The 24,376-nt window shown below is 63.1% G+C and carries 23 protein-coding genes and 1 pseudogene; 13 read left to right on the top strand and 11 right to left on the bottom strand.

Annotation, left to right across the window (positions count from 1 at the left end):
- Positions 1 to 13 precede the first annotated feature (13 nt).
- From ACP7E3_RS05160 to nirS, 5 genes are read right to left on the bottom strand one after another with little or no spacing between them, the layout of a single operon-like run.
- Positions 14 to 472, bottom strand: a complete 459-nt coding sequence (locus ACP7E3_RS05160) for an Lrp/AsnC family transcriptional regulator (RefSeq protein WP_017849354.1) — start codon at positions 470 to 472, stop codon at positions 14 to 16.
- A gap of 1 nt (position 473) precedes the next feature.
- A complete protein-coding gene (locus ACP7E3_RS05155) occupies positions 474 to 1,643 on the bottom strand; it encodes a cytochrome D1 domain-containing protein (RefSeq protein ID WP_169866072.1) in 1,170 nt (389 codons plus the stop codon).
- Positions 1,640 to 1,957 carry a c-type cytochrome gene (locus ACP7E3_RS05150; RefSeq protein WP_017849352.1) on the bottom strand — a complete coding sequence of 106 codons (318 nt, stop codon included), beginning with the start codon at positions 1,955 to 1,957 and terminating at the stop codon, positions 1,640 to 1,642. The genes ACP7E3_RS05155 and ACP7E3_RS05150 overlap by 4 nt, the downstream gene beginning before the upstream one ends.
- 16 nt (positions 1,958 to 1,973) lie before the next feature.
- Entirely contained in the window at positions 1,974 to 2,288 is a 315-nt protein-coding gene (locus ACP7E3_RS05145) for a c-type cytochrome (protein WP_046383072.1), read from the bottom strand.
- 24 nt (positions 2,289 to 2,312) lie between these two features.
- Entirely contained in the window at positions 2,313 to 3,854 is a 1,542-nt protein-coding gene (nirS, locus tag ACP7E3_RS05140; protein ID WP_232591892.1) for a nitrite reductase, read from the bottom strand.
- Positions 3,855 to 4,181: 327 nt separating this feature from the next.
- On the opposite strand from nirS, the gene ACP7E3_RS05135 reads away from it, so the two are divergent.
- From ACP7E3_RS05135 to ACP7E3_RS05110, 6 genes are all read left to right on the top strand, one after another.
- Positions 4,182 to 4,958, top strand: a complete 777-nt coding sequence (locus ACP7E3_RS05135) for a CbbQ/NirQ/NorQ/GpvN family protein (RefSeq protein ID WP_017849348.1) — start codon at positions 4,182 to 4,184, stop codon at positions 4,956 to 4,958.
- Positions 4,942 to 5,505, top strand: a complete 564-nt coding sequence (locus tag ACP7E3_RS05130; RefSeq protein ID WP_017849347.1) for a cytochrome c oxidase subunit 3 — start codon at positions 4,942 to 4,944, stop codon at positions 5,503 to 5,505. The genes ACP7E3_RS05135 and ACP7E3_RS05130 overlap by 17 nt, the downstream gene beginning before the upstream one ends.
- 7 nt (positions 5,506 to 5,512) lie before the next feature.
- A complete protein-coding gene (locus ACP7E3_RS05125; protein WP_128191883.1) occupies positions 5,513 to 5,749 on the top strand; it encodes a cytochrome C oxidase subunit IV family protein in 237 nt (78 codons plus the stop codon).
- 181 nt (positions 5,750 to 5,930) lie between these two features.
- Positions 5,931 to 6,371: a c-type cytochrome gene (locus ACP7E3_RS05120; protein ID WP_017849342.1), complete on the top strand. Its 441-nt coding sequence runs from the start codon at positions 5,931 to 5,933 to the stop codon at positions 6,369 to 6,371.
- A 3-nt stretch (positions 6,372 to 6,374) separates the two neighbouring features.
- Complete coding sequence (locus ACP7E3_RS05115; RefSeq protein WP_128191884.1) at positions 6,375 to 7,796, top strand: cbb3-type cytochrome c oxidase subunit I; 1,422 nt, start codon at positions 6,375 to 6,377, stop codon at positions 7,794 to 7,796.
- A gap of 65 nt (positions 7,797 to 7,861) precedes the next feature.
- Positions 7,862 to 9,703, top strand: a complete 1,842-nt coding sequence (locus ACP7E3_RS05110; RefSeq protein ID WP_017849340.1) for a nitric oxide reductase activation protein NorD — start codon at positions 7,862 to 7,864, stop codon at positions 9,701 to 9,703.
- Here the strand turns inward: ACP7E3_RS05110 and ACP7E3_RS05105 are convergent.
- From ACP7E3_RS05105 to ACP7E3_RS05095, 3 genes are all read right to left on the bottom strand, one after another.
- Complete coding sequence (locus tag ACP7E3_RS05105; protein ID WP_017849339.1) at positions 9,697 to 9,888, bottom strand: hypothetical protein; 192 nt, start codon at positions 9,886 to 9,888, stop codon at positions 9,697 to 9,699. The genes ACP7E3_RS05110 and ACP7E3_RS05105 overlap by 7 nt on opposite strands.
- Positions 9,885 to 10,571 carry a Crp/Fnr family transcriptional regulator gene (locus ACP7E3_RS05100; protein WP_017849338.1) on the bottom strand — a complete coding sequence of 229 codons (687 nt, stop codon included), beginning with the start codon at positions 10,569 to 10,571 and terminating at the stop codon, positions 9,885 to 9,887. Before ACP7E3_RS05100 ends, ACP7E3_RS05105 begins: the two co-directional genes overlap by 4 nt.
- A gap of 132 nt (positions 10,572 to 10,703) precedes the next feature.
- Complete coding sequence (locus ACP7E3_RS05095) at positions 10,704 to 11,303, bottom strand: hemerythrin domain-containing protein (RefSeq protein ID WP_261755625.1); 600 nt, start codon at positions 11,301 to 11,303, stop codon at positions 10,704 to 10,706.
- Between ACP7E3_RS05095 and norR the strand changes: the two are divergent.
- From norR to ACP7E3_RS05060, 7 genes and pseudogenes are all read left to right on the top strand, one after another.
- Positions 11,230 to 12,333, top strand: a pseudogene (gene norR / locus ACP7E3_RS05090) (nitric oxide reductase transcriptional regulator NorR); the annotation flags it as partial. The gene ACP7E3_RS05095 and the pseudogene norR sit on opposite strands and share 74 nt — an antisense overlap.
- A 133-nt stretch (positions 12,334 to 12,466) precedes the next feature.
- A complete protein-coding gene (gene nosR / locus ACP7E3_RS05085) occupies positions 12,467 to 14,599 on the top strand; it encodes a transcriptional regulator NosR (protein WP_128191886.1) in 2,133 nt (710 codons plus the stop codon).
- 11 nt (positions 14,600 to 14,610) lie between these two features.
- Entirely contained in the window at positions 14,611 to 16,512 is a 1,902-nt protein-coding gene (gene nosZ / locus ACP7E3_RS05080) for a TAT-dependent nitrous-oxide reductase (protein WP_046383078.1), read from the top strand.
- Between the two features lie 208 nt (positions 16,513 to 16,720).
- Positions 16,721 to 17,959 (top strand): nitrous oxide reductase family maturation protein NosD, encoded by a 1,239-nt coding sequence (locus tag ACP7E3_RS05075; protein ID WP_057006108.1) that lies wholly within the window; start codon positions 16,721 to 16,723, stop codon positions 17,957 to 17,959.
- Positions 17,959 to 18,882 (top strand): ABC transporter ATP-binding protein, encoded by a 924-nt coding sequence (locus tag ACP7E3_RS05070; RefSeq protein ID WP_017849332.1) that lies wholly within the window; start codon positions 17,959 to 17,961, stop codon positions 18,880 to 18,882. The genes ACP7E3_RS05075 and ACP7E3_RS05070 overlap by 1 nt, the downstream gene beginning before the upstream one ends.
- The gene (locus tag ACP7E3_RS05065) at positions 18,879 to 19,709 is read left to right on the top strand and encodes an ABC transporter permease (RefSeq protein ID WP_046383080.1); all 831 of its coding nucleotides are present in this window, start codon (positions 18,879 to 18,881) and stop codon (positions 19,707 to 19,709) included. The genes ACP7E3_RS05070 and ACP7E3_RS05065 overlap by 4 nt, the downstream gene beginning before the upstream one ends.
- A gap of 30 nt (positions 19,710 to 19,739) precedes the next feature.
- On the top strand, positions 19,740 to 20,255 hold the full coding sequence (locus ACP7E3_RS05060) for a nitrous oxide reductase accessory protein NosL (RefSeq protein ID WP_426122462.1): 516 nt from the start codon (positions 19,740 to 19,742) through the stop codon (positions 20,253 to 20,255).
- A gap of 13 nt (positions 20,256 to 20,268) precedes the next feature.
- Here the strand turns inward: ACP7E3_RS05060 and ACP7E3_RS05055 are convergent, their stop codons facing one another.
- The 3 genes from ACP7E3_RS05055 to ACP7E3_RS05045 all read right to left on the bottom strand — a co-directional run bounded on the left by ACP7E3_RS05055 (position 20,269) and on the right by ACP7E3_RS05045 (position 24,158).
- Positions 20,269 to 20,949: a Crp/Fnr family transcriptional regulator gene (locus tag ACP7E3_RS05055; RefSeq protein WP_017849329.1), complete on the bottom strand. Its 681-nt coding sequence runs from the start codon at positions 20,947 to 20,949 to the stop codon at positions 20,269 to 20,271.
- Positions 20,950 to 21,711: 762 nt separating this feature from the next.
- Positions 21,712 to 22,359, bottom strand: a complete 648-nt coding sequence (gene narL, locus ACP7E3_RS05050; protein WP_017849328.1) for a two-component system response regulator NarL — start codon at positions 22,357 to 22,359, stop codon at positions 21,712 to 21,714.
- Positions 22,356 to 24,158, bottom strand: coding sequence for a HAMP domain-containing protein (locus ACP7E3_RS05045; protein ID WP_128192647.1), 1,803 nt, complete (start codon positions 24,156 to 24,158; stop codon positions 22,356 to 22,358). The genes narL and ACP7E3_RS05045 overlap by 4 nt, the downstream gene beginning before the upstream one ends.
- Positions 24,159 to 24,376: the final 218 nt, after the last annotated feature.

The raw sequence follows: 24,376 nt of genomic DNA, 5'->3' as shown, positions 1-24,376 counted from the left end.
CTCAGCGGGATGATCACGGATGCGCTCCCAGGGAGAACCCGAGGTCGATGCGATAGGCGGTGAGCATCGGCAGATCCAGGGGAATGAGGCCGGTGTCTTGTTCCAGCTCGTCGAGGATCTGTCGCAGGTGCTGACGGTGTGGGCCGGTCAACACGAACCACAGGTTGTACTGATGCTCGCGCGCATAGTTGTGGTTGACTTCCGGGTACTGGCTGACGCGCCGTGCCACCTGTTCCAGGCGTTCGACCGGCACCGCCAGGGCAGCCAGGGTGCTGGCGCCGGCGCGGGTGTGTTCGAACACCGGGCCGACCCGCGACAGCGAACCGGCCAGTTCCAGGCGGTGCAGGCACGTCATCAACTGGGCCTCGCTGCAGCCCAGCACCTGGGCCATTTCGCGATAAGGTTCGGCGCACAGCGGCATGCCGTGCTGGTAGCGTTCGATCAATTGACGGCTAAGCAGGTCAAGGTCCATCTCAATACCCCATTTTTTGCGCGCGGCTGCTGAAGAAAATTCCACTGGGACTCAAGGCCGGCAAGGTCTTGAGCAAGGTCATGCGGTACGGGTCCCAGACCTGCACCTGCTCACCGTCGCGCACCGACAGCCAGAGCTGTTCGCCACGCCCGGTGAACTCCATGTGCAGCACCCCGGGACCGGGGCGCAGGTCGGCCACCACTTTGTGGGTCTCGGTGTCGATCACCTGTACGCGGTCGTTGTCCGGGTAGGCGAAATTGACCCACAGCTGGCGCCCGTCGGGGCGTGCGGTGACGAAAATCGGTTGGCCGGCGACGTCGATGGCGGCGGTCTGCTGCCAGCTGCGTGCATCCATCACCAGCACCTGGTGATGGCCGACGGCGGGCACGAAGGCTTGGTTGTCGGCCACGGCCCAGCCTTCGAGATGGGGCATCTTGTACACCGGCAGTTTTGCCTGGCCGCGCCCGTAATCCGCGAGCACGCGTTTGACCCCGTGCTCGGGATGCCACAGGTCGAGCTGGGCCATGCCGTCCTCACCGAACAGCCCGGCCATGTAGTAACGGCCATCGGCAGTGATCAGCGCGTCGTAGGGTTGTTCGCCGATGCCGCGGAACCGGGTGATCTGCGGGGTGTTGCCCTGGCTGAAGTCGGCGCTCCAGATCTCGCCGGTGTCGAACAGGCTGAACACGAAGCGCTGGCCGGGCGCATCCACCAGGCCCACCACCCGCGAGCGTTTGCCGTCGGCCAGGGGCGTGGCGGGAATGTCGGCCAGCTGGGCCAGGGTCTGCGCATCGAACACCTTGACCCCGCCGGGTTGGTAGTTGGACACGGCAATCAGGCGGCCATCCTGGCTGATGGCGCCGCCGATGCTGTTGCCACCCTGGATGATGCGTTTTTCAACGCGTTGGCGCAGCAGGTCGACTTTGGTCAGGCCGCCATCGCGGCCGAAAATGTAGGCGTAGCGCTGGTCGCGGGAAAACACCGCCGAGGCGTGGGACAGGTCGCCCAAGCCGTCGATCCGGCCCAGCTCCGTCATCCCGCTGGTCTCGATGATTTGCACACTGGCGCTGGCGCGTTCGATCACCAGGCCCAGGTCGCCAGTACCGCGCAGCGGCGGTTGGGCACAGGCACCGAGCAGCAGGCACAGCGATAGAAGAGTGGGGCGCATCATGGTGCGGGGCTTCCTTGCAAGAGGCGTTCGACCAGCCAGGCGATCTCGCTGGAACTGAGCAACGGCGCCCAGCCGGGCATCGCGCGGGCAGGGCGGCCATAGGTAATGGTGGCGGTCAGGCTGTCGCGGCTTTGCCCGGCGAGGGCCGCCGGGGTGAGGGGCGGGCCCAGGCCGCCGGTGAGGTACAGGCCGTGGCAGGCGCCACAGTCCTGGGTCAGCAGGTGTTCGAGGCGGGCGGCGTCCGGTGTGGCCAGCGCCCACGTGGGAATCAGCAGGAACAGCGCCATGGCCGTACCGATCATCGATGCATTCATGGCGCGCTCCTTGTGCTTATTTCAAGGTCAGGACCCATTCGGCCAAGACCTTGGCTTCGTCTTCCGTCACCATATTCGGTGGCATCGGAACCGGCCCCCAGTTGCCTTGGGTGCCGTTTTTGATGTGGCTGGCGAGGGTCACGGCGGCGTCTTTCACCCCGGCGTTCTTGGCCGCGACGTCCTTCAAGGCCGGCCCCACCAGTTTGCTGTCAACCATGTGGCAGCCGACGCAGGGTTTGCTGCTGAACAAGGCCAGCCCGTCTTGGGCGAAGGCCGGTTGCAGACTGAATGCGGCGGCACAGGTCAGCAGTGCGAGGAGAGTATTTTTCATCGGAAGTCCTTGTGTTGATGGGGCTCAATAAATGTCGTGTTGGGTGTTGTAGACGTTGAATTTTCCGGTTGGGGTGATCAGGCGCTTGTCCTTGATAACAGCTTTGAGCTTCAGGGACTTGTCGTCGATCACAACCAGCGCCGATTCCTCGGTCTGGCCGTTCCACACCGAGAACCACACCTCGTCGCCGGCCTTGTTGTATTCCGGCTGCACCACGCGCAGCGCGCCTTGCTTGATGCCGGCGTATTCGGCGATCGGCAGCACCGTGTAACCCTTGTCCAGATGGTCGATGTCAAACACCGCGGCCGACTGGCTGAGCTTGGCGTCGGGATTGAGGGTGGTGTCGACATACAAATGCCGGGAGTTGGGATGGGTCTTGATGAACAGCGAGCCGCCGCCCTGGCCCTTGAGCGATTCCACCTGTTTCCAGGCGTATTGCGGGTGGTTGATCGGGTCGGTGCCGATCACCGAAATGCCGCCGTCGCCCAGGTGGCTGGTGGCCCAGACCGGCCCGTAGGTAGGGTGTACGAAGTTGGCGCCACGGCCTGGGTGCGGGGTCTTGCCGACCTCGACCAAGGCAGTGAGCTTGCGCTCCTTGGAGTCGATCACCGCGACCTTGTTCGAGTTGTTGGCCGCCGTCATGAAGTAGCGGTGCGTGCTGTCCCAGCCACCGTCATGCAGGAACGGCGCGGCGTCGATGGTGGTGATGGTGAGGTTCTTGATGTCCTGGTAATTGACCAGCATCACCTTGCCGGTTTCCTTGATGTTGACGATGAACTCCGGCCATTCGTGGGAGGCGATGATCGCCGCGACGCGGGGCTCGGGGTGATATTCCTGCTTGTCGACGGTCATGCCGCGGGTGGACACGATCTGTTTGGGCTCCAGGGTCTCGCCGTCCATGATGGTGAACTGTGGCGGCCAGTAGGAACCGGCGATGGCGTACTTGTCTTCGTAGCCCTTGAATTTCGAGGTCTCCACCGAGCGCGCCTCGATGCCGACCTTGATCTCGGCGACCTTGGTCGGTTCGGCGGGCCACAGGTCGATCATGTCGATCTTGGCGTCGCGGCCGATCACCAGCAGGTAGCGGCCCGAGGCGGAGATCCGCGAGATGTGTACGGCATAACCGGTGTTGATCAGTTTGACGATTTTCTTGCTGTCGCCATCAATCAGCGCAATCTTGCCGTCGTCGCGCAGGGTGACGGAGAACAGGTTTTCCAGGTTCAGATCGTTCAGCTGTTTCTTCGGACGGTCTTCGGGCTTGACCAGCACTTTCCAGGTCTTGAGGGTTTCGGCCATGCCCCATTCCGGCGGGGTTGGCGCGGTGTGCTGGATAAAACTGGCCATGTGGCTGATCTGGGTTTTGGTCAACGCATTGGAGGTGCCCCAGTTCGGCATGCCGGCGGGGGAACCGTAGGTGATCAGCGCTTCCAGATAGGCCTGGCCACGGGCCTGGGTGATGTCCGGTGTCAGCGGTTTGCCGGTGGCACCCTTGCGCAGCACGCCGTGGCAACCGGCGCAGCGCTCGAAGTAAATCTGTTTGGAGGTGTCGAAGTCGGCCTGACTCATGTCCGGCGCGCCGGCGGTTTTCACTTCGGCCGGCTGGGGTGCGCCATGGGCGCTCAAGGGCAGTGCCAAGGCCAACGCGCAACTCAGTGCGGCGAGGCTCAGGGTGAAGGGTTTTCTGTTGCGAGTCAGCATTCCATTTACTCCTCAGGCGGGACCTTTGCGTTGCCTCGCAACACGGTGCGGGGCGCAGGTTCTTCGTGCGGGGCCAGACTAGGGGGCAGCACCGCAAACTTCGCTTGATCACGATCAAGTTTGTCTCGGGCGGTGCTTGCCAGGTTGTCGCAGGCGCCCTTAGCGTGGCCATCAAACCCGCTGTGGATGCCTGTCATGACTGAGCCCTTCTACCAACCCCTGGACAATGAACACCTGCTGTTCGAACATGCCTGGCGCCACCGCATGCCGGTGCTGATCAAGGGCCCCACGGGCTGCGGCAAGACCCGTTTCGTGCAGCACATGGCGCATCGTCTGAACTTGCCGCTGTACACCGTGGCCTGCCACGACGACCTGAGTGCCGCCGACCTGATCGGCCGTCACCTGATCGGCGCCGAGGGCACCTGGTGGCAGGACGGCCCGCTGACCCGTGCCGTGCGCGAAGGCGGCATCTGCTACCTGGACGAAGTGGTCGAGGCGCGCCAGGACACCGCCGTGGTGCTGCACCCGGTGGCCGACGACCGCCGCGAGTTGTACCTGGAGCGCACCGGCGAAGTGGTCAAGGCGCCGCCGTCGTTCATGCTGGTGGTGTCCTATAACCCCGGTTACCAGAACCTGCTCAAGGGCATGAAACCCAGCACCCGCCAGCGTTTCGTCGCGATGCGCTTCGATTACCCGGCCGTCGAGGGCGAAGCGCGCATCGTGGCGCGCGAGGCCCAGGTGGACCTTGCCCTGGCGACCCAGGTGGTGCGCCTCGGCCAGGCCTTGCGCCGCCTCGATCAACACGACCTGGAAGAAGTGGCCTCCACGCGTCTGCTGATTTTCACCGCGCGCCTGATCGCCGCCGGCATGCCCATTCGCGAAGCCTGCCTGGCATGCCTGGCCGAGGCGCTGACGGACGACCCGCACACCGTGACCGCCTTGATGGACGTGGTCGATGTGTACTTTGCCTGAACCGCGCCGCCTGCCGGGCGACCTGGCGATGTGGTTTTTCATCCTTGCCGAGTTGTCGGTGTTCGCGATTCTGATCCTCGCGTTCGCCGTGACCCAGGTGCTCAAGCCCGAGGTGTTTGCCGAAGGGCGCGCGCAACTGGACACCTCCACCGGGCTGGCGATGACCTTGAGCCTGTTGACCGCCGGGTTGCTCGCCGCGCTGGCGTTGCAGCAGGTGCGATTGCAGCGCTGGCGGCGCGGCGCCGGCTTGTTCGTCGCGGCGCTGTTGGTGGCGCTGGTCTACGTGGCGATCAAACTCACCGAGTACGCCCACCTCGGCGCTGCCGGGTTGGGCCTGGAGCACAGCACGTTTTTTACCTTGTACTGGCTACTGACCGGGTTCCATTTCCTGCATGTGCTGCTGGGCATGGTGATTCTCGCGTGGCTGGCGCTGGGCTGCTGGCGCGGCGGGCTGTCGGTCGGCGGGCTGGAGTCGGGGGTGCTGTATTGGCACATGGTGGACCTGGTGTGGGTGGTGCTGTTTCCGTTGGTTTACGTGATTGGATGAGGTACCGATGTCCATTTCCCAAGGGCTGATCGTGTGTTGGGCCACGTTGGTCGTGCTCAGCGTCGGCACCGTGCTCGCCGGCGGCTCCGGGCTGTGGCTGGCGGTTTTGCTGCTGGCGGTGGTCAAGGCGTGGCTGATTGCCGATGGGTTCATGGAGTTGCGGCATGCTCCCAGGTTTTGGCGTCGGCTGGTTCTGGGTTGGCCGGTGGTTCTGGTGTTGGTGGTGGGGCTTGTGGGGGGCTGAATGGCCATTCAGCAGTGTTCAGCCAATACCAGAAAACAGGCACTGTCACCGCCGCAACCGACCCAGACTCAATCCCCCAAGAATACTTGACCACCCCGATCAACAATTCTTGATCGCCATCAAGCGGTTTTCACCCTCCACCTTCCTATCATGACCCCCGCCAAGCCATGAGGAAGCGACCATGTCAGAGACCTTCACCAAGGGCATGGCCAGGAACATCTATTTCGGAGGAAGCGTGTTCTTCTTCCTGATTTTCCTGGCCTTGACCTACCACACCGAACAAACCTTTCCCGCCCGTAGCAATGTCGACCAGCTCACTGAATCGGTGATCCGCGGCAAAAGCGTCTGGGAGCGTAATAACTGCGTCGGTTGCCACACCCTGTTGGGCGAAGGCGCGTACTTTGCGCCGGAGCTGGGCAATGTGTTCAAGCGTCGTGGGGGTGACGAAGGGTTCAAGCCGTTCCTGCACGCCTGGATGAAAATGCAGCCCCTTGGGGTGCCAGGGCGTCGCGCCATGCCGCAATTCAACCTCAGCGACCAGGAGGTGGACGACATGGCCGAGTTCCTCAAATGGAGCTCGAAGATCGATACCAATAACTGGCCACCCAACAAGGAGGGCTGAGCCATGCGCAGCGCCAATCCCTATCTGAAATTCCAATCCCAGGCCGTGGCCAAACCCTACTTTGTGTTTGCCTTGATCCTGTTCGTCGGCCAGGTGCTGTTTGGCCTGATCATGGGCCTGCAATACGTGGTGGGCGACTTTCTGTTCCCGTTGATCCCCTTCAACGTGGCGCGGATGGTCCATACCAACCTGTTGATCGTCTGGCTGTTGTTCGGCTTCATGGGCGCCGCCTATTACCTGATACCCGAGGAGGCCGACCGCGAACTGCACAGCCCCAAACTGGCGATCGTGCTGTTCTGGGTGTTTGCCGCAGCCGGGGTGTTGACCATCCTCGGTTACCTGTTGGTGCCCTATGCGGCACTGGCCAAGCTGACCCATAACGAACTGCTGCCGACCATGGGCCGCGAGTTCCTCGAGCAACCGACCATTACCAAAATGGGCATCGTGGTGGTGTGCCTGGGCTTTCTCTACAACATCGGCATGACCCTGCTCAAGGGCCGCAAAACCACGGTCAGCATGGTGATGATGACCGGCCTGATCGGCCTCGCGGTGTTCTTCCTGTTCTCCTTCTACAACCCCGGCAACCTCGCACGTGACAAGTTCTACTGGTGGTGGGTGGTGCATCTTTGGGTAGAAGGCGTGTGGGAACTGATCATGGGCTCGATGCTGGCGTTCGTGCTGATCAAGGTCACCGGCGTCGACCGTGAAGTGGTGGAGAAATGGCTGTACGTGATCATCGCCATGGCTTTGATCACCGGGATCATCGGCACTGGGCACCACTTCTTCTGGATCGGCGCACCCGAGGTGTGGCTGTGGGTCGGCTCGATCTTCTCGGCCCTGGAGCCGCTGCCGTTCCTGGCGATGGTGATGTTCGCCTTCACCATGGTCAAGCGTCGGCGGCGCCAGCACCCGAACCGCGCGGCGACCTTGTGGGCCAAGGGCACCACGGTGACAGCGTTCTTCGGCGCCGGGGTCTGGGGCTTCCTGCATACGCTGGCACCGGTCAACTTCTACACCCACGGTACCCAGCTCACGGCGGCCCACGGTCACCTGGCGTTCTTCGGGGCCTACGCGATGATCGTGATGACCCTGATCAGCTACGCCATGCCACGCTTGCGCGGCCTCGGCGAAGCGCCCGATGCGCGTTCGCAGACCATTGAAATCTGGGGCTTCTGGCTGATGGTGCTGTCGATGGTGATGATCACCTTGCTCCTCACCGCAGCCGGTGTGGTGCAGGTGTGGTTGCAGCGCTGGCCGGCGGACGGTGTGGCCTTGCCGTTCATGGCCACGGTCGAGCATTTGACCGTCTTGTTCTGGGCCCGGTTGGCCAGTGGCGTGGTGTTCCTGCTGGGGCTGCTCTGCTACCTGTACAGCTTCCGCCAACGCCAAGCCGTCGCCGGTGCGCCGGCGCCGATTGTGTATTGATCGTCAATCCCTAAGAGGGCGGCCCGGCTGGTACAGCGGGCCGTTTTACGTTTGGAGCACGGCTCATGGCCTTTACCCTGGAATTGGAAGAGTGGGTCGGCAGCGTCTGGCACCGCTTCATCACCCGCCGTGCCAATGTCGATTTCCCCGAGGCGCAGGTCGCGCTGACGGACCATCAGCGCAGCCTGGCCCTGTTGTTCCGCGCCCTGGGCGGCGCTGGCGGGATGGCGTTGGAGGCGGCCTGCGAGCGCGACCTGTTGCTGCGCCGCAACCTGTTGATGCGTATCGCCGGCACCTGCAAGCAAGCCCCCCTGGCGTCCTGCGACGGTAACCGCTTGCGCTTGCCGGCACGCCTGGCGGTGTTTCCCGACGCGGCGCTGAATCACGAGTTGTACCGCTGGCTGGCGCTGCTCGCGGCCCACGCCGGGCCGATGAGCCACTGGGCGCGCGACAACCAACGCTGGACCTGGCTGCTGTTGCAGCGCTACCCGGCGATGCTGCCGCGCTACCAACGCCTGGTGGAGGCGCACCTGCAACTGCGCCCCGACCCCGCCAGCCTCAAACCCGACGAAGCCGCCCTGGAGCGGGCCTTGCGCAAGGCCCTGCGCGAACCCGGCAGCGTGCGTCACTTGCCGCGCAGTTCACGGGCCGCCTGGCCGTTGCCGTTATGGCTGTACCCGGCGCTGCAGTTGGACACCGCGCAAAATACCGACCTGGAAGAGGAGGGCGACGACCTCTCAGCCCCGCCCGGCGAGCAGCAAGGCGGGCCCAAGCGTGCCACCCGCGTTGACGACGCGAGTCGCGATGGCGGCCTGCTGGTGGTGCGCCTGGAAAACCTGTTCAGTTGGAGCGAACACGTCGACCTCGATCGCTGGTCCGACGATAGCCAGGACCCGGACGCTGCCCGCGTCGCCGAAGACCTCGACCAGTTGAGCCTGTCGCGCCAGCGCGTGCGCAAGAGCGGCGGGCTCAAGCTGCACCTGGATCTGCCGCCCGCCGATGTCGACGACATCCCCTTGGGCGACGGCATCAAGTTGCCCGAGTGGGACTATCGCCGGCAGTGCTTGCAGGAAGGCTTCGTCAACCTGCAATTGATGCAGCCGCGTTGCGACGCCCCGCAACCCTTGCCCGCGCGGTTGCAGGCCCAGGCCCAGCGCTTGCGCCGGCAATTCCAGAGCCTGCGCACCGACCGCCAATGGCAGCGCCAGCAGCCCCAGGGGTCAGAGGTCGACCTGCAGGCCTGGCTGGATTTTCATGTGCAGCGCCAGCAGGGCGCCTGCGCCGAACGCGGGCTGTTCCTTGAACAACGCCACACCCACCGCGACCTGGCGTGCCTGTTGCTGGCCGATCTGTCGATGTCCACCGATGCCCATGTCAACGATGAGCAAAAGGTCATCGATGTGATACGCGACAGCCTGCTGCTGTTTGGTGAAAGCCTGGCCGGGGCAGGGGATCGCTTTGCGTTGTATGGGTTTTCTTCACTGCGGCGGCACCAGGTGCGCTTGCAGGTGCTCAAAACGTTCCAGCAAGCCTATGACGACCGCACGCGCGGCGCGATCCAGGGCCTCAAGCCGGGCTACTACACGCGCATGGGCGCGGCTATCCGTCAGGCTACCCAGTTGCTGGGCGCCTGCCCGCAGCGGCGTAAGTTGCTGTTGTTGATCACCGACGGCAAGCCCAATGACCTGGACCTGTATGAGGGACGTTACGGCGTGGAGGACACGCGCCAGGCGGTGGTCGAAGCGCGGCGCCAGGGCTTGATTCCGTTCTGCATCACCATCGACAAACAGGCCGGCGACTATCTGCCGTACATGTTCGGCGCCCATGGTTTCACCCTGATCCATCGCCCGGAACAATTACCGCAACGCCTGCCGCAGCTGTATCGGCAGTTGACCGAGACTCAGTAAAAGTCCCTGGGCAACCAGAAGAACATCACCACGCAGAACAGCGTCAGGCCCAGGCAGAACCACTGGAAACGCTTCAGTCGGCGCGCCTGGGTGCTGGCGTGGGCCTCGGGCAGCGGTGTGGCGCAACGCTCGCACAGGTCGCGCTCCACGGCATTGCCGTGCTGGCAGACCAGGCAGGTTTTCACTCGAATTGCTCCAGGCGCGGGCGGTCGAGAATTGCGATCTGCCGGCCGTCCTGGGTGATGATTTTCTCGTCGATCAAGCGTCGGATAATCCGCGAAAACGTCTCCGGCTGGATCGACAGGTGCCCGGCAATCAGTTGCTTGGCCATCGGCAGCTCGAAGCTGCAGTCGGTGGTGCTTTGCAAGCGCACCAGTTGCGTGAGCAGGTAGCGCACCACACGGTGGGTGGCGTTTTTCAGCGACAGGGTTTCGATCTCGTTGACCCGCTGGTGCAGGCGCACGCACAACTTGCCGAGCAGGGCGAAGGTCAGGCGGCTGTTGCTCTGCAGCAAACGCATGTAGGTGGCATTGGACAGCCGGTACAACTGCGTGGGGCACACCGCTTCGGCGCACGCTACGTAGTTGGGCGTATCCATCAGCATCATGGCTTCGGCGAAGGTCTGCCGTTCGCCGATCACCTCGAACACCTTCTCCTGGCCGTCCGGGGTGAGGCGGTAGATTTTTACCGCGCCGGCGATCACGAAGTAGAACGCATCGGCCGGTTCGCCCTGGCGGAACAGCGGTTCGCCTTTGTCGACACTGAGCAATTGGCTGCTGCTCATCAGCTCGTTCAACTGCGCCTCGTCCAGGGGTTCGAACAAGTGGTGGCTGCGCAGGATCTGGTGATGAACACGATGGAGCACCATCTTGACCTCGGGGAATATCGGGAAGGGATACCCAAGGTTAATCCTGTTGGCGTCGGCCGTACTTGATCTACGACAAGGGCAGCGCACAGGCAACGCTGCACGATCGTCGCAGTGAACGCTTGTGAAAGTGCGCTATGCGCGGGCCGCGGCGAGGCTGGGCGCGGCCCGGGCAAACAATATGTCGTTCTCCAGGCGGATGTGTTCGCGCAGGTCGGCATGAAAGGCGCTCAGCTCGCGGTACAGGCTGCGCCAGGTATTACAGGCGTCGGCCGGCGGGGTGATCTGGTTCGTCAGGCTCAACAGCTGCTCCAGGGCCTCGGCGTGTTGGTCGTGCTCGTAGCGCATCACCTGGATCGGCGTCGACGCCTGCGGCCCCATACCCATTTGCAGCATCGGGAACAATACCTGTTCCTCCTTGAGCATATGGCTCTCCAGTTCCTGCTGCATGTCGAGCAGCAGGTCGGCCAGGCCGTTGGGGCATTGCAGGTGCTGACCGTGGACCTGTTCGACGCGGCTCGCCATGCGGACCAGTTCCGGCAATTGCTCGCGATGACGTGCGTGGTAGCGCGCCAGCAGATGGTCGATCAAGTGGTCCTGGGTTTGGGTGTTCCAGTCGCTCACGGTCATCGGGCTTTCCTCATCGGCAATACGGGTATGAACCAGTGATTGCAGGCAGCGTGCCAATTTTAACGCATTGAAACGTAACGATTTATCCCGGAGTAAGGTAATCATGACCACACGCTTCCAGGGTGCTCTGAACCCCAGGAGGGTCGAAATGACCGCGCCGCTCGACGGCATCCTCGGCCAGAGCGCGGTGTTGCAGGAGTTGCTCGACGAGCTGGCGCTGCTGGCCGAAACGCAGTTGCCGGTGTTGTTGCTCGGCGAAACCGGGGTCGGCAAAGAGCTGTTCGCGCGGCGCCTGCATCGTCTGTCGCAACGCGGCAACAAGCCTCTGGTGCAGGTCAACTGTGCGGCGCTGCCGGAGGCGTTGGCCGAAAGCGAGCTGTTCGGTCACGTCAAGGGGGCCTTCTCCGGCGCCACCCACGACCGCGCCGGGCGGTTCGATGCGGCCAACGGCGGCACCTTGTTCCTCGATGAGGTCGGCGAATTGCCCTTGAGCATCCAGGCCAAGCTGCTGCGTACCCTGGAGAATGGCGAGATCCAACGCCTGGGCACCGATCGGCCATTGCATGTGGATGTCCGCATCATCGCCGCCACCAATCGCCACCTGCCCGACCGCGTGCGTGACGGCCTGTTTCGCGCCGACCTGTATCACCGGCTGTCGGTGTACCCGCTGCCGATCCCGGCGTTGCGCGAGCGTGGCGAGGATGTGTTGCTGCTGGCGCGTCATTTCGCTGAGCTCAGCCGCGAGCGCCTGGGCTTGCATGACCTGCAACTGTCGCCGACGGCGCAACAGGCGCTGCTCGAGTACGCCTGGCCGGGCAATGTGCGTGAGCTGGAGCATGTGATCAGTCGCGCCGCGTTGAAGCAGCTCAGTCGTGGCGAACCGCGCACTTCGGTGATCCGCCTGGAGCCGCACGCCCTGGGCCTGGACACGGCCGCCGTCGCGGTGGAGCGAGCCATGCCCGCGTCATCGATCGAGGCCTTCCAACCCTTGGCGGTGGCGGTGGACGAGTGCCAGCGCTGGAACATTCGCCACGCCCTGGAACACTGCGCCGGCAATTGGGCGAGTGCCGCGCGCTTGCTTGGCGTGGACGCGAGCAACCTGCACAAGCTGGCGCGGCGCCTGAAGCTCAAGTAAGAGGTGCGACAACGCGCCAGCCGTGCGTATGCGCCGCACCCTCATCGGACTCGACTTGATTTCGATCAAGGGCCACTTGCCATCGTCGCCCCACTATCGGGGCCCTCTTCAGCCCGACGCCTCAAGGGACTCCATGACTCGCTCCGCGCGCTTGACACGCCACTGGCTGACGCTGCTGGTGGTGTTGCTCATCACCAGCTTCACCGCCCAGGCCCGGCCTTACGGCGACATCGAACAGCAGCGTATCGAACGCGCTTTCCCTGCCCAGGATGCGGTCTCCGCACCCGACGGTCCGTTCAAGGTGCGGACCATTTCGACTGCCGGCAAGCCCATTGGCTACGTGTTTCAGAGCCTGGATGTGGTGGCGATCCCGGCGTATTCGGGCAAGCCGATCAACACCCTGGTGATCCTCGACGCCGCCGGGGTGATCCGCGATGCCTACGTGCTGGAACACCACGAGCCGATCCTGTTGATCGGTATTCCCGAGATCAAACTGCACGAATTCACCGCGCACTATTCCGGCGTCGATGTGCGCCAGCGCGTGGTGGTCGGGCGTTCCAGCGATCCGAAGGCGGTGACGGTGGACGCGATTGCCGGTGCGACCGTGACCGCGATGGTGGTCAATGAAGTGGTGATGCGGGCGGCCCATGACGTGGCGGTGTGGCTCAAGCTGATCGACGGCAAGGCCGCGACCGCGCAGAAAGTCGCGTTGATCCGCACCGACCGGTTTGACCCCGCCACCTGGGCACAATTGACCGGCAATGGCGCGATCCGCCGCCTGCATTTGACCCGGGGCCAGGTCGACGCGGCCTTCAAGGACACCGCCGCCGAAGGCGCCGAGGCCGCGGATGAGACCTTCATCGACCTCTATGTGGCCGACATCAACCCGCCGAGCATCGGCCGCAACCTGTTGGGCGAAGAGCACTACCGCAACCTGATGCAGGGGCTCAAACCCGGCGAACAGGCCATCGCCGTGCTCGGCCGTGGGCTGTTTTCGTTCAAGGGTTCGGGTTATGTGCGCGGCGGGATTTTCGACCGGGTGCAGTTGCGCCAGTTCGGCAACGTGATCAGCTTCCGCGACCTTGACCACCAGCGCGTCGACGATGTCTACGCCGAGGGCATCCCGGCCTTCGACGAGATGTCGGTATTCATCGTGCGCCCGCAGGCCGGCTTCGACCCCGGCTCGCCCTGGACCCTGGAACTGCTGGTGCGGCGCCAGACCGGCCCGGTCAGCGGCACGTTCAGCAGCTTCGAATTGCCTTACCAGATGCCCGAACAGTACCTGGAACGGCCGCTGCCCACCGCCGCCGAACAAGCCGCGCTGGATGAGGCCAGCCGCCCACTGTGGTTGAGCATCTGGTACCAGAAACAGGTGCAGGTCATGGTGCTCGGCGTCGCGCTGCTGCTGCTTACCGCGATCCTGTTCCTGCAGGACAGCCTGGCCCGGCGCCCGCACCTGCTGCACTGGCTGCGCCGCGGCTACCTGGTGTTTACCGTGGGGTTCATCGGCTGGTATGCGCTGGGGCAGTTGTCGGTGGTCAATGTGCTGACCTTCGTGCATGCGCTGGTCCAGGACTTCCGCTGGGAACTGTTCCTCACCGACCCGCTGATCTTCATGCTCTGGGTCTTCACCGCCGCCAGCATCCTGCTGTGGGGGCGCGGGGTGTTCTGCGGCTGGCTGTGCCCGTTCGGGGCCTTGCAGGAACTGCTCAACGAGGCCGCGCGCCGCCTGAAGATCCGCCAGTTCGAATTGCCCTTCGCGGTGCATGAACGGCTTTGGGCGATCAAGTACCTGATCCTGCTGGTGCTGTTCGGCCTCTCCCTGGAATCCATGGCCACCGCCGAACGCTTTGCCGAAGTGGAACCGTTCAAGACCGCCATCACGCTCAAGTTCGACCGCCAGTGGTGGTTCGTGCTCTACGCCGTGGCGTTGCTGGTGATCAACCTGTTCACCCGCAAAGTCTACTGCCGCTACCTCTGTCCCCTCGGCGCCGCCCTGGCGATCCCCAGCAAATTCCGCCTGTTCGACTGGCTCAAGCGGCGCCAGGAATGCGGTAGCCCGTGCCAGCTGTGCGCGAAGGAATGCGAGATCCAGGCGATCCACCCGGACGGCCATATCAACGCCAACGAATGCCACTACTGCCTCGACTGCCAGATGACCTGGCACAACGAAAACAAATGCCCGCCGCTGATCAACAAACGCAAGAAGCGCAACAAGGCGGCGCCCGAACAGATTCCCGTAGTGCAGATAAATCCCAACGCTTGAAGGAGCAACCCATGAACGATACAGACGATAAACATGACGGCCTGACCCGGCGCAGTTTCCTCGGCACCGGTGCGGTGACCGGCGCCGTACTGGCGGGTGCGTCGGCCCTCGGCGGCGCGGTGTTTACCCGTGAATCCTTCGCGGCGGCGGCCAAGGACGCCAAATCGAAAATCCATGTGGAACCCGGCCAGCTCGACGATTACTACGGCTTCTGGAGTGGCGGTCACCAGGGCGAAGTGCGGGTGATGGGCGTCCCGTCGATGCGCGAGCTGATGCGTATCCCGGTGTTCAACGTCGATTCGGCCACCGGTTGGGGCCTGACCAACGAGAGCAAGCGCATCCTCGGCGAGGGCGCCAAGTACTCCAACGGCGATTGCCATCACCCGCACTTGTCCACCACCGACGGCCACTACGACGGCAAGTACCTGTTTATCAATGACAAGGCCAACAGCCGGGTGGCGCGCATCCGCCTGGACATCATGAAGTGCGACAAAATCCTCACCGTACCGAACGTCCAGGCCATCCACGGCCTGCGCCTGCAAAAGGTGCCCTACACCAAGTACGTGTTCTGCAACGCCGAATTCATCATCCCGCACCCCAATGACGGCCGAAACTTCGACCTGCAGGATCGCAACAGCTTCACCATGTTCAACGCCATCGATGCGGAAAAAATGGAGATGGCCTTCCAGGTGATCGTCGACGGCAACCTCGACAACGCCGACATGGACTACACCGGCAAGTACGCAGCGGCCACCTGCTACAACTCGGAAAAGGCCACCGACCTGGCCGGCATGATGCGCAATGAGCGCGACTGGGTGGTGGTGTTCAACATCCCGCGCATCGAAGCGGCGATCAAGGCCGGCAAGTTCATCAATGTGGACGGCGTCAAGGTGCCGGTGGTGGACGGACGCAAATCCGAGGACGGCAAGGACAGCGAGTTCACCCGCTACATTCCGGTGCCGAAAAACCCCCACGGCTGCAACACCTCGCCGGATGGCAAGTACTTCATCGCCAACGGCAAGCTGTCTCCGACCTGCACCATCATCGCCATCGAAAAACTCGACGACCTGTTCAGCGGCAAGATCAGCGACCCGCGCGGTGTGGTGGTCGGTGAACCGGAGCTGGGCCTGGGCCCGCTGCACACCACCTACGACGGACGCGGCTTTGCCTACACCACGCTGTTCATCGACAGCCAGGTGGTCAAGTGGAACATCGCCGAGGCCATCCGTGCCTATGGCGGCGAGAAGGTCAACTACATCAAGCAGAAGCTCGATGTGCAGTACCAGCCCGGTCACAACCATGCGTCGCTGACCGAAACCCGCGACGCCGACGGCCAGTGGCTGGTGGTCTTGAGCAAGTTCTCCAAGGACCGCTTCCTGCCCACCGGCCCGCTGCACCCGGAAAACGACCAGTTGATCGACATCTCCGGCGATGAAATGAAACTGGTCCACGACGGCCCGGCTTTCGCCGAGCCCCATGACTGTGTGATGGCGCGTCGCGACCAGATCAAGACCAAGAAAATCTGGGAGCGCAACGATCCATTCTTCGCCGAAACGGTGGCCATCGCCAAGAAGGACGGGATCAACCTGGAAACCGACAGCAAGGTGATCCGCGACGGCAACAAAGTGCGCGTGTACATGACCTCCATGGCCCCGGCCTACGGGCTTTCGGAGTTCACCGTCAAACAGGGTAATGAAGTCACCGTGACCATCACCAATATCGACATGATCGAAGACGTGACCCACGGCTTTGTCATGGTCAACCACGGCGCGAGCATGGAGATCAGCCCGCAGCAGACCTCGTCGATCACGTTCATTGCCGACAAACCCGGGCTGCATTGGTACTACTGCAGCTGGTTCTGCCATGCCCTGCACATGGAAATGGTCGGGCGGATGAAGGTCGAGCCCGCCTGACACGCTGTTTGAGAAACGACACAAGGCAAATGTGGGAGGGACGGTGCGACGATTCGACTTGCTCCCGATGGCGGTGAATCAGTCACAGATGCATCAACTGACACACCCTCATCGGGAGCAAGTCGAATCGTCGCACCGTCCCTCCCACTTTTAGCCGCATTTCCTTTAAGAGGACATCATCGTGACTCGATTACTCGTCATCCTGGTGATGCTGATAGTGGCTTCGGCGGGAGCGGTCGCCGCCGTTCGCCCCATCACCGATTTACCCCTGCAAGCCGACGGCCCCAACCGTTGGCGCTTGCCTGCCGGCGAGTACCGGGGCTCGTTCCGCATCGACCAACCGCTGCAATTGACCTGCGCCCCCGGCGCCATCTTCCAGGCCGAAGGGCAGGGCAACGGCCTGCTGATCAGCGCGCCGGATGTCAGCGTCCAAGGCTGCACGTTCCTCGATTGGGGCGACGACCTCACAGCCATGAACGCCGCTGTGTTCATCCAGCCCCAGGCGCGTGGCGCGCAAGTGCTGGGCAACCGCCTGCAAGGCCAGGGCTTTGGCATCTGGGTCGATGGTACCCAGGACGTGAGCGTGATCGGCAACCGCATCCAGGGTGACACCTCGGTACGTTCGCAGGACCGTGGCAACGGCATTCACCTGTACGCGGTACATGGTGCCCGCGTCATCGATAACCACGTGCGCGACACCCGCGACGGCATCTACATCGACACCTCCAACGGCAACCTGCTGCAAGGCAACACCCTGGAAGACCTGCGCTACGGCATCCACTACATGTTTGCCAACGACAACCAGGTCCTGGGCAACACCACCCGCCGCACCCGTACCGGCTATGCGTTGATGCAAAGCCGCAAGCTGACGGTGATCGGCAATCGCTCCGAGCAGGACCAGAACTACGGCATCCTGATGAACTACATCACCTATTCGACCTTGCAGGACAACGTCGTCACCGATGTGCGCGACGGCTCCACCGGCGACACCATGATCGCCGGCGGCGAAGGCAAGGCACTGTTCATCTACAACTCGCTGTTCAACCGCATCGAAAACAACCGCTTCGCGCGCAGCGCGGTGGGCATTCACCTGACCGCCGGCTCCGAAGACAACCGCATCGCCGGCAACGCCTTCATCGACAACCAGCGCCAGGTCAAATACGTCGCCAGCCGCTTGCAGGAATGGTCGGCGGACGGCCGGGGCAACTACTGGAGCGACTACCTCGGCTGGGACCGCAACGGCGATGGCCTCGGCGATGTGGCGTATGAGCCGAACGACAACGTCGACCGCCTGCTGTGGTTGTACCCCCAGGTGCGGCTGTTGATGAACAGCCCCGGCATCGAGTTGCTGCGCTGGGTGCAACGTGCGTTTCCGGTGATGAAGTCGCCGGGTGTGATGGACAGCCACCCCCTGATGCAAGCCCCCACTCAGAAGGAACCTGCATGATGAATGTCGTCGAGATCGAAGGCGTCAGCCAGCGCTATGGGCGTGCCACGGTGCTGCACGACCTGAACCTGAGCCTGGCCCCCGGCGAAGTCCTGGGGTTGTTCGGGCACAACGGCGCGGGCAAGACCACGGCGATGAAGCTGGTGCTCGGCCTGCTGCGCGCCAGCGCCGGCGAGGTGCGGGTGTTCGGCCGTGCGCCGAGTGATCCCCACGTGCGCCGCTGGCTCGGTTACCTGCCGGAAAACGTCACGTTCTATGCACAGTTGAGCGGCGTCGAAACCCTGCGTCACTTCGCCCGGCTCAAGGGCGCGCCGATGCATCAGGTCGACAGCCTGCTGGACGACGTCGGCCTGACCGCGGCGGCAGGGCGGCGGGTCAAGACCTATTCCAAGGGCATGCGCCAGCGCCTCGGGTTGGCCCAGGCCTTGCTCGGCGAGCCGCGCCTGTTGCTGCTCGACGAACCCACCGTGGGCCTCGACCCGTTCGCCACCCAGGACTTGTATCGCCTGCTCGACCGCCTGCGTGCGGCCGGCACCAGCACCATCCTGTGCTCCCACGTGCTGCCGGGCGTCGAGGCGCACATCAACCGTGCGGCGATCCTGACCCAGGGCCGCCTGCTGGCCTTGGGCAGCCTGGCGCAGTTGCGCGCCGAGGCCGGCTTGCCGACGCTGATCCGCACCTGCGGCTTGCAGCGCGTCGAATCGCTGCAACAACGCTGGAGCGCCGCCGGCCATGTCACCCGGCGCTGGGGCGTCGAAGGGCTGCAAGTGGCGGCGCACAACGGCAGCAAGGTGCAACTGCTGCGCCAACTGCTGGCCGAGGACAGCCCCAGCGACGTGGAAATCCTGCCGCCGTCGCTTGAAGACATCTACCGGCATTACATGGACAGCGCGATGGTCACGGCACAGGAGGCGGCCTTATGAACCCGATCTGGAACATGGCCCGCAAAGAGTTCTGCGACGGCTTGCGCAACCGTTGGCTGTTGGCGATCAGCCTGTTGTTCGCGGTGCTGGCCATCGGCATCGCCTGGCTGGGCGCCGCCGCCGCCGGGCAACTGGGCTTCACCTCGATCCCGGCGACCATCGCCAGCCTGGCCAGCCTGGCGACGTTCCTGATGCCGCTGATCGCGCTGTTGCTGGCCTACGACGCGATCGTCGGCGAAGACGAGAGCGGCACCTTGTTGCTGTTGCTCACCTATCCGTTGGGGCGCGGGCAGATCTTGCTCGGCAAGTTCGTCGGCCATGGGCTGATCCTCGCGCTGGCCACGGTCCTCGGCTTCGGCTGCGCGATGCTCGCCATTGCGTTGCTGGTCGACGACGTGGACTTCGCCATGCTGCTCTGGGCCTTTGGCCGGTTCATGCTGACCTCGGCCCTGCTTGGCTGGTGCTTTCTCGGGCTGGCTTATGGTCTGAGCAGCCTGTGCGCGGAAAAATCCACCGCCGCCGGGCTGGCGCTCGGCGTGTGGTTCTTCTTCGTGCTGGTCTTCGACCTGGCGCTGCTGGCCTTGCTGGTGCTCAGCAAAGGCCAGTTCAACCCGCAGGGGCTGCCCTGGTTGCTGCTGCTCAACCCCACCGACGTGTATCGGTTGATCAACCTCTCGGGTTTCGGTACGGGCACCCAGTCCGTCGGGGTCATGGCCCTGGGTTCGGACCTGGACGTGCCGCCGCTGGCCCTGTGGGCGTGCCTGCTGGCATGGGTGGCCGTGCCGCTGGCGCTGGCCTACGGGCTGTTCCGCCGCCGCGCGGCGTGAGGATTTTTTATGACTGCTGGAGTGAGTGAAATGGGTTTCAATACACGGGTAGTGGCGGCCTTGTTGGTCGGCTTGTTGATGAGCGCGTGCGACAAGGCGCCGGAGTCGAGCTTCAGTGACGCGCCGGTGGCGTTTCATCCCAACGACGAGTGCCACGTGTGCGGTATGGTGATCAACGAATTCCCCGGGCCCAAGGGCCAAGTGGTGGAGCGGGGCGGGGTGAAGAAATTCTGTTCTACCGCCGAAATGCTCGGCTGGTGGCTGCAACCGGAAAACCGGCACGACGACGCGAAGCTGTACGTACACGACATGGGCCGCAGCCAATGGAATGCCCCGGACGACAAGCACCTGATCGACGCCCGCACTGCGTACTACGTGATCGGCACCGGGCTCAAGGGCGCCATGGGCGTGGTCCTGGCTTCGTTTGCCGATGAGGCCAAAGCGCAGAAAGTCGCGGCGGACACCGGTGGCCGGCTGTTGCGTTTCGAGCAGATCGACCTGGCGCTGTTGCAGCAACCGATGCCGATGATGCACAGCGGGCATTGACCGCGAGGGGGTATCAACCGGCTTGATACCCCATCAACTGTTCTGCGTTCAGGATTCGAATGGTGCGTTGGCGCACTTCGATCAACCCGCCTTCCACCAGCCGATGCAGAATCCTCGAAAACGTCTCCGGCTGAATCCCCAGCTTCGACGCCACCAGGCGCTTGGGCACCTGCAACACCACCTCACCGCTGACGTCGTCGCGCTCCTGGAACAGGAAATTGATCACCCGGCGACTGGCATTGGCCAGGGTCAGGGTGTCGATGTCCTGGAGGCGCTGATGCAGGTGAATACTCATGCTCGCCAGAATCGCCAGGCAAATGGCCGGTTGGTCTTCCAGGGCGCGGCGATAGTGTTGGCCTTCGATACTCACCAGCACGCTGTCCTTGAGCGCGGTGCCACTCACCGGGTACGCCTTGGCTTGGGTGAACAGCAGCGCTTCGGCAAACGTCTGGCCGGGGCGGATGACTTCCACCAGATGCTCCTGACCTTCGCCAGTGACCCGGTGCAGCTTGATCTGGCCGCTGACCAGCAGGAAGAACCGATCGGCGGGATCGCCCTGGTGCATGAGCGGGGTGTGATTGGGCAAACGCTTGAGACTGGCCAGGGTGCAGACATCCTGGAAGGTTTTTTCAGGCAGCCGGCTGAACAGGTGATGCCTGCGCAGGGTTAGAACGATGTGGGGATGGGTGAGCATAAGGGCCTCCGCGGTTCATCAGGGTAGGGCGGCCCGGGGTTTGGGGATATGCCTCGAAGGGGGTACCTCTTCCCATGTTCGGTCAGCTTGGGTTAAAGATGTGGCCTTAATGTGGGAGGGAGCTTGCCCCCGATGGCGGTGGATCACTTATGCATGTAGTGGCTGACACACTGCCATCGGGGGCAAGCCCCCTCCCACATTTGGATCTCCATGGGTCAGATAGACCTCATTCTGTATTTGCTCTTGCTCTTAGGTGCGGCCTTATAGCCAACCTGATCCTGCAAGCCGAACGCGGTCAAAAATGTGGGAGGGGGCTTGCCCCGATGGCGGTGGAGCAGTCATGCATGTAGTGGCTGACACACTGCTATCGGGGGCAAGCCCCCTCCCACATTTGGATCTCTATGGGTCAGATAGACCTCATTCTGTATTTGCTCTTGCTCTTGCTCTTGCTCTTGCTCTTGCTCTTAGGCGCGGCCTTATAGCCAACCTGATCCTGGAAGCTGGACTCGGTCAAAAATGTGGGAGGGGGCTTGCCCCCGATGGCGGTGGATCACTTATGCATGTAGTGGCTGACACACTGCTATCGGGGGCAAGCCCCCTCCCACATTTGGATCTCCATGGGTCAGATAGACCTTGCTCTGCTTTTGATCTGTTCTTGCCCTTGCCCGAGCATTAGTGAGGTGCCGAGTGTTGGGGCAAGAGCGGAGCCACCAGCCGCCGCTACCGAAGAAACGGATATGTACCCACCCCCCCGAAAAACCATCAACCCGCCTGCCGCAAGTGCTCCATCGCCCAAACCGCCGCCTCCACCCGTGACCGCAACCCCAACTTATGCAGCAGATTCTTCACATGCACCTTCACCGTCCCTTCGGTAATCCCCAACTTATGCCCGATCACCTTATTGCTGTAGCCACTGGCAATCGTGCGCAGCACCTGCCGTTCCCGCTCCGTCAAGTCCACTGCCGCATGGGGTTGCGGCGAGCGCAGTGCCTGGGCCAGCACCCGCGTCAACCCGGGGCTGATCACCAGCGCTCCATGCAACGCATCACGGATGAACTCCACCACCAACTCCGGCTCCATGTCTTTGAGCAGATACCCGTTGGCATCCAGGCGCAGTGCATCGCGAATGTCATCCTCGGCATCGGACACGGTAAACAGCAGCACCTTGCCCGCATAGTTCATGGCGCGCAGGCGGCGCAGGGTTTCCAGGCCGTTCATCTGCGGCATGTTGTTGTCCAGCAGCACCAGGTCCGGTTGCAGGGTTTCGATCTGGTCCAGGGCTTCCTGGCCATTGCCGGCTTCGCCGACCACCTGCAGATCGTCTTCGAGTTCGAGTATCTGACGCATGCCATGGCGCATCATCGGGTGATCGTCGACCAGCAAAATGCGGTGGCGGGGGAGTGTGCTCATGGGAGGTTACCTTGTAGAGGTTGCCCGAGAAATTCCGGTTGAAAACGTAAATGCACCCGTGTGCCCTGGGGCTCGCGGGGGCTGATGTCGAGTTGGCCGTGCAGGCTGCGCGCGCGTTCGTCCATGATGGTCAGGCCGTGGTGTTCGCGTTGGTCGACGGCGCCGCAAAAGCCACGGCCGTCGTCCTCGATGCTCAGGCTCACGGTCTCGCCCTCCTGGCGCAGTTGCAGCCAGGCGTTTTGCGCATGGGCGTGGCGCAGGCAGTTGGACAAGGCCTCGCGGGTGATCTGCAGCAAGTGGATCTGTTCGCTGGCCGACAATTGGAAGGCGAGGGCGTCGACGTGCAGGTGGACCTGGAATTCGCCGCGCCGGGAGAACTCTTCGGCGGTTTCCGATAGCTCCTGTACCAACCCGGCATCGTGGATTTGCAGGCGGAAGGTGGTCAGCAGCTCGCGCAGTTGGCGGTAGGCGTTGTTCAGGCCGTCGCGCAGTTCGGCGGTGACGGTGGCCAGGGTTTCCACGGGTTCGCCCCGGCGGATCAGGGTTTGCATGCGGCTGACTTGCAGCTTCATGTACGACAGCGCCTGCGCCAGGGAGTCGTGCAGTTCCCGGGCGATGATGGTGCGCTCGTCGAGCAGCAGCAAACGATGGTCCTGTTCGCGCTGGCGTTTGAGCGACAGCGAAGTGCCGATCAGGTTGGCCAGGGCCTGGATCAATTGCTTTTCCCAGTCTTGCGGAGGGTGGCCATCGTCGAAGTGGGCCTTGAGTTCGCCCAGTTCCGAGCCCTGGTTGCTGATGCTGAATATCTGCGGCGGCGCCACTTTGTGTTTATGGCAGCTCGCGCAATCGCCGATGGCGCAGATGTTACGGCTGTCGCCGCCGTGCAAGGCGAGCATCTGCTGGGCCGGTGCGAGGAAGTGGCCTTGCAGGCACAACGACAGGCGCAACCCCGGCAGGCGTTTCTGGAAGCGCCGGATCAATTCGTCCAGGCCCTCGGCATTGGCCAGGCGCGTGGCCAGGCTGCTGCTGCTCTGGTACAGCAGCTCGAGGGCGGCGTTGGCTTGTTGCAGGTTGAGGGTCTTGAGGCGCACCTGGCTTTCCAGGGTGCGGTGGGACGCCTCGATGGTCTCGGCCATGGTGTTGAAGCTCAGGGCCAGTTGCCCCAGCTCATCGTCGGAGCGGTGGTTGACCCGGGTCTTGAAGTCGCCGTCGCGAAAGCGCCGGGTGGCCTGTACCAGTTCCTGCAAAGGGTTGACCACGCCGTACTGCAATTCATACAGGCCGATCAACAGGATGATCAACGTGCTGAACAGCGCCAGGCCCTGGATGCCTTGCTGCCAGCTTTGTTTGCGTTCGCTCTGTTGCTGCAACAGGCTGACGAATTGATTCATTTGCTCGACGAATGTCGGCGCGCTGGCCTGGAATTGCGCCGTATCACCGCGCGTCAGGGCCGGGCGCAGCTCGTCGTTCCAGCGTTGCTGGATCTGTTGGTAGCTCTGCAGCAGGGCGCTGTTCGGGCCGTCTTCCAGCACCGCTTTGAGCGAGTCGCTGTCGAGTCGCCTTTGCAGGCTCTGGGTGATGGTGTCGATCTCTTCGGCCGGCGCGGCGGCGGCGAGCCGCCAGCTGAGGTGGTAGGTCTCCATACGCACGGAGCCGGCGGTGTTGATTGCGGCGGCGTCGCCCTGGCTGAACCAGGCGATCAGCCCCGCACTCAAGGAACTGGCAAGGGCCAGGATAGCGATCAGGATCACAGCCAAGCCGGCGCGTGCGGGCAGGGAGCTGCGTAGCCAGTTAAACATCACGGCGTAGTCGGAGGGGGGAGAAAGCCTGCATGGCGGCACCTGAAAAGGAAAAACGAGCTGGAAAACGGCGATCCCTGGCGCACTACCTCTAAAGAGTTGCCGGCAAACCCTCCCACGGGAAAACGCCGGCACAAGAGATCAATCCATTGATAAATAAAGACTTTCTCTTGTTATAGGGACTACCTCCTTAGAGGTATATGGGATCAGCATAGCCT

The sequence above is a fragment of the Pseudomonas sp. PSPC2-3 genome, assembly GCF_049898265.1.
Classification (GTDB): Bacteria; Pseudomonadota; Gammaproteobacteria; order Pseudomonadales; family Pseudomonadaceae; genus Aquipseudomonas; species Aquipseudomonas veronii.
This window is presented reverse-complemented; position numbering and strand designations above follow the sequence as displayed.

Excerpts from the sequence above, each read along its gene's own strand:
- ACP7E3_RS05110 (WP_017849340.1), top strand. The coding sequence starts at position 7,862 with ATGGCCTTTACCCTGGAATTGGAAGAGTGGGTCGGCAGCGTCTGGCAC.
- nosZ (WP_046383078.1), top strand. The coding sequence starts at position 14,611 with ATGAACGATACAGACGATAAACATGACGGCCTGACCCGGCGCAGTTTC.
- ACP7E3_RS05115 (WP_128191884.1), top strand. The coding sequence starts at position 6,375 with ATGCGCAGCGCCAATCCCTATCTGAAATTCCAATCCCAGGCCGTGGCC.
- ACP7E3_RS05060 (WP_426122462.1), top strand. The coding sequence starts at position 19,740 with ATGGGTTTCAATACACGGGTAGTGGCGGCCTTGTTGGTCGGCTTGTTG.
- ACP7E3_RS05150 (WP_017849352.1), bottom strand. The coding sequence starts at position 1,957 with ATGAATGCATCGATGATCGGTACGGCCATGGCGCTGTTCCTGCTGATT.
- ACP7E3_RS05130 (WP_017849347.1), top strand. The coding sequence starts at position 4,942 with ATGTGTACTTTGCCTGAACCGCGCCGCCTGCCGGGCGACCTGGCGATG.
- ACP7E3_RS05125 (WP_128191883.1), top strand. The coding sequence starts at position 5,513 with ATGTCCATTTCCCAAGGGCTGATCGTGTGTTGGGCCACGTTGGTCGTG.
- ACP7E3_RS05065 (WP_046383080.1), top strand. The coding sequence starts at position 18,879 with ATGAACCCGATCTGGAACATGGCCCGCAAAGAGTTCTGCGACGGCTTG.
- ACP7E3_RS05045 (WP_128192647.1), bottom strand. The coding sequence starts at position 24,158 with ATGTTTAACTGGCTACGCAGCTCCCTGCCCGCACGCGCCGGCTTGGCT.
- ACP7E3_RS05120 (WP_017849342.1), top strand. The coding sequence starts at position 5,931 with ATGTCAGAGACCTTCACCAAGGGCATGGCCAGGAACATCTATTTCGGA.
- nirS (WP_232591892.1), bottom strand. The coding sequence starts at position 3,854 with ATGAGTCAGGCCGACTTCGACACCTCCAAACAGATTTACTTCGAGCGC.
- ACP7E3_RS05135 (WP_017849348.1), top strand. The coding sequence starts at position 4,182 with ATGACTGAGCCCTTCTACCAACCCCTGGACAATGAACACCTGCTGTTC.
- ACP7E3_RS05155 (WP_169866072.1), bottom strand. The coding sequence starts at position 1,643 with ATGATGCGCCCCACTCTTCTATCGCTGTGCCTGCTGCTCGGTGCCTGT.
- narL (WP_017849328.1), bottom strand. The coding sequence starts at position 22,359 with ATGAGCACACTCCCCCGCCACCGCATTTTGCTGGTCGACGATCACCCG.
- ACP7E3_RS05160 (WP_017849354.1), bottom strand. The coding sequence starts at position 472 with ATGGACCTTGACCTGCTTAGCCGTCAATTGATCGAACGCTACCAGCAC.
- ACP7E3_RS05145 (WP_046383072.1), bottom strand. The coding sequence starts at position 2,288 with ATGAAAAATACTCTCCTCGCACTGCTGACCTGTGCCGCCGCATTCAGT.
- ACP7E3_RS05055 (WP_017849329.1), bottom strand. The coding sequence starts at position 20,949 with ATGCTCACCCATCCCCACATCGTTCTAACCCTGCGCAGGCATCACCTG.
- ACP7E3_RS05100 (WP_017849338.1), bottom strand. The coding sequence starts at position 10,571 with ATGGTGCTCCATCGTGTTCATCACCAGATCCTGCGCAGCCACCACTTG.
- nosR (WP_128191886.1), top strand. The coding sequence starts at position 12,467 with ATGACTCGCTCCGCGCGCTTGACACGCCACTGGCTGACGCTGCTGGTG.
- ACP7E3_RS05070 (WP_017849332.1), top strand. The coding sequence starts at position 17,959 with ATGAATGTCGTCGAGATCGAAGGCGTCAGCCAGCGCTATGGGCGTGCC.
- ACP7E3_RS05075 (WP_057006108.1), top strand. The coding sequence starts at position 16,721 with ATGCTGATAGTGGCTTCGGCGGGAGCGGTCGCCGCCGTTCGCCCCATC.
- ACP7E3_RS05095 (WP_261755625.1), bottom strand. The coding sequence starts at position 11,303 with ATGATTACCTTACTCCGGGATAAATCGTTACGTTTCAATGCGTTAAAA.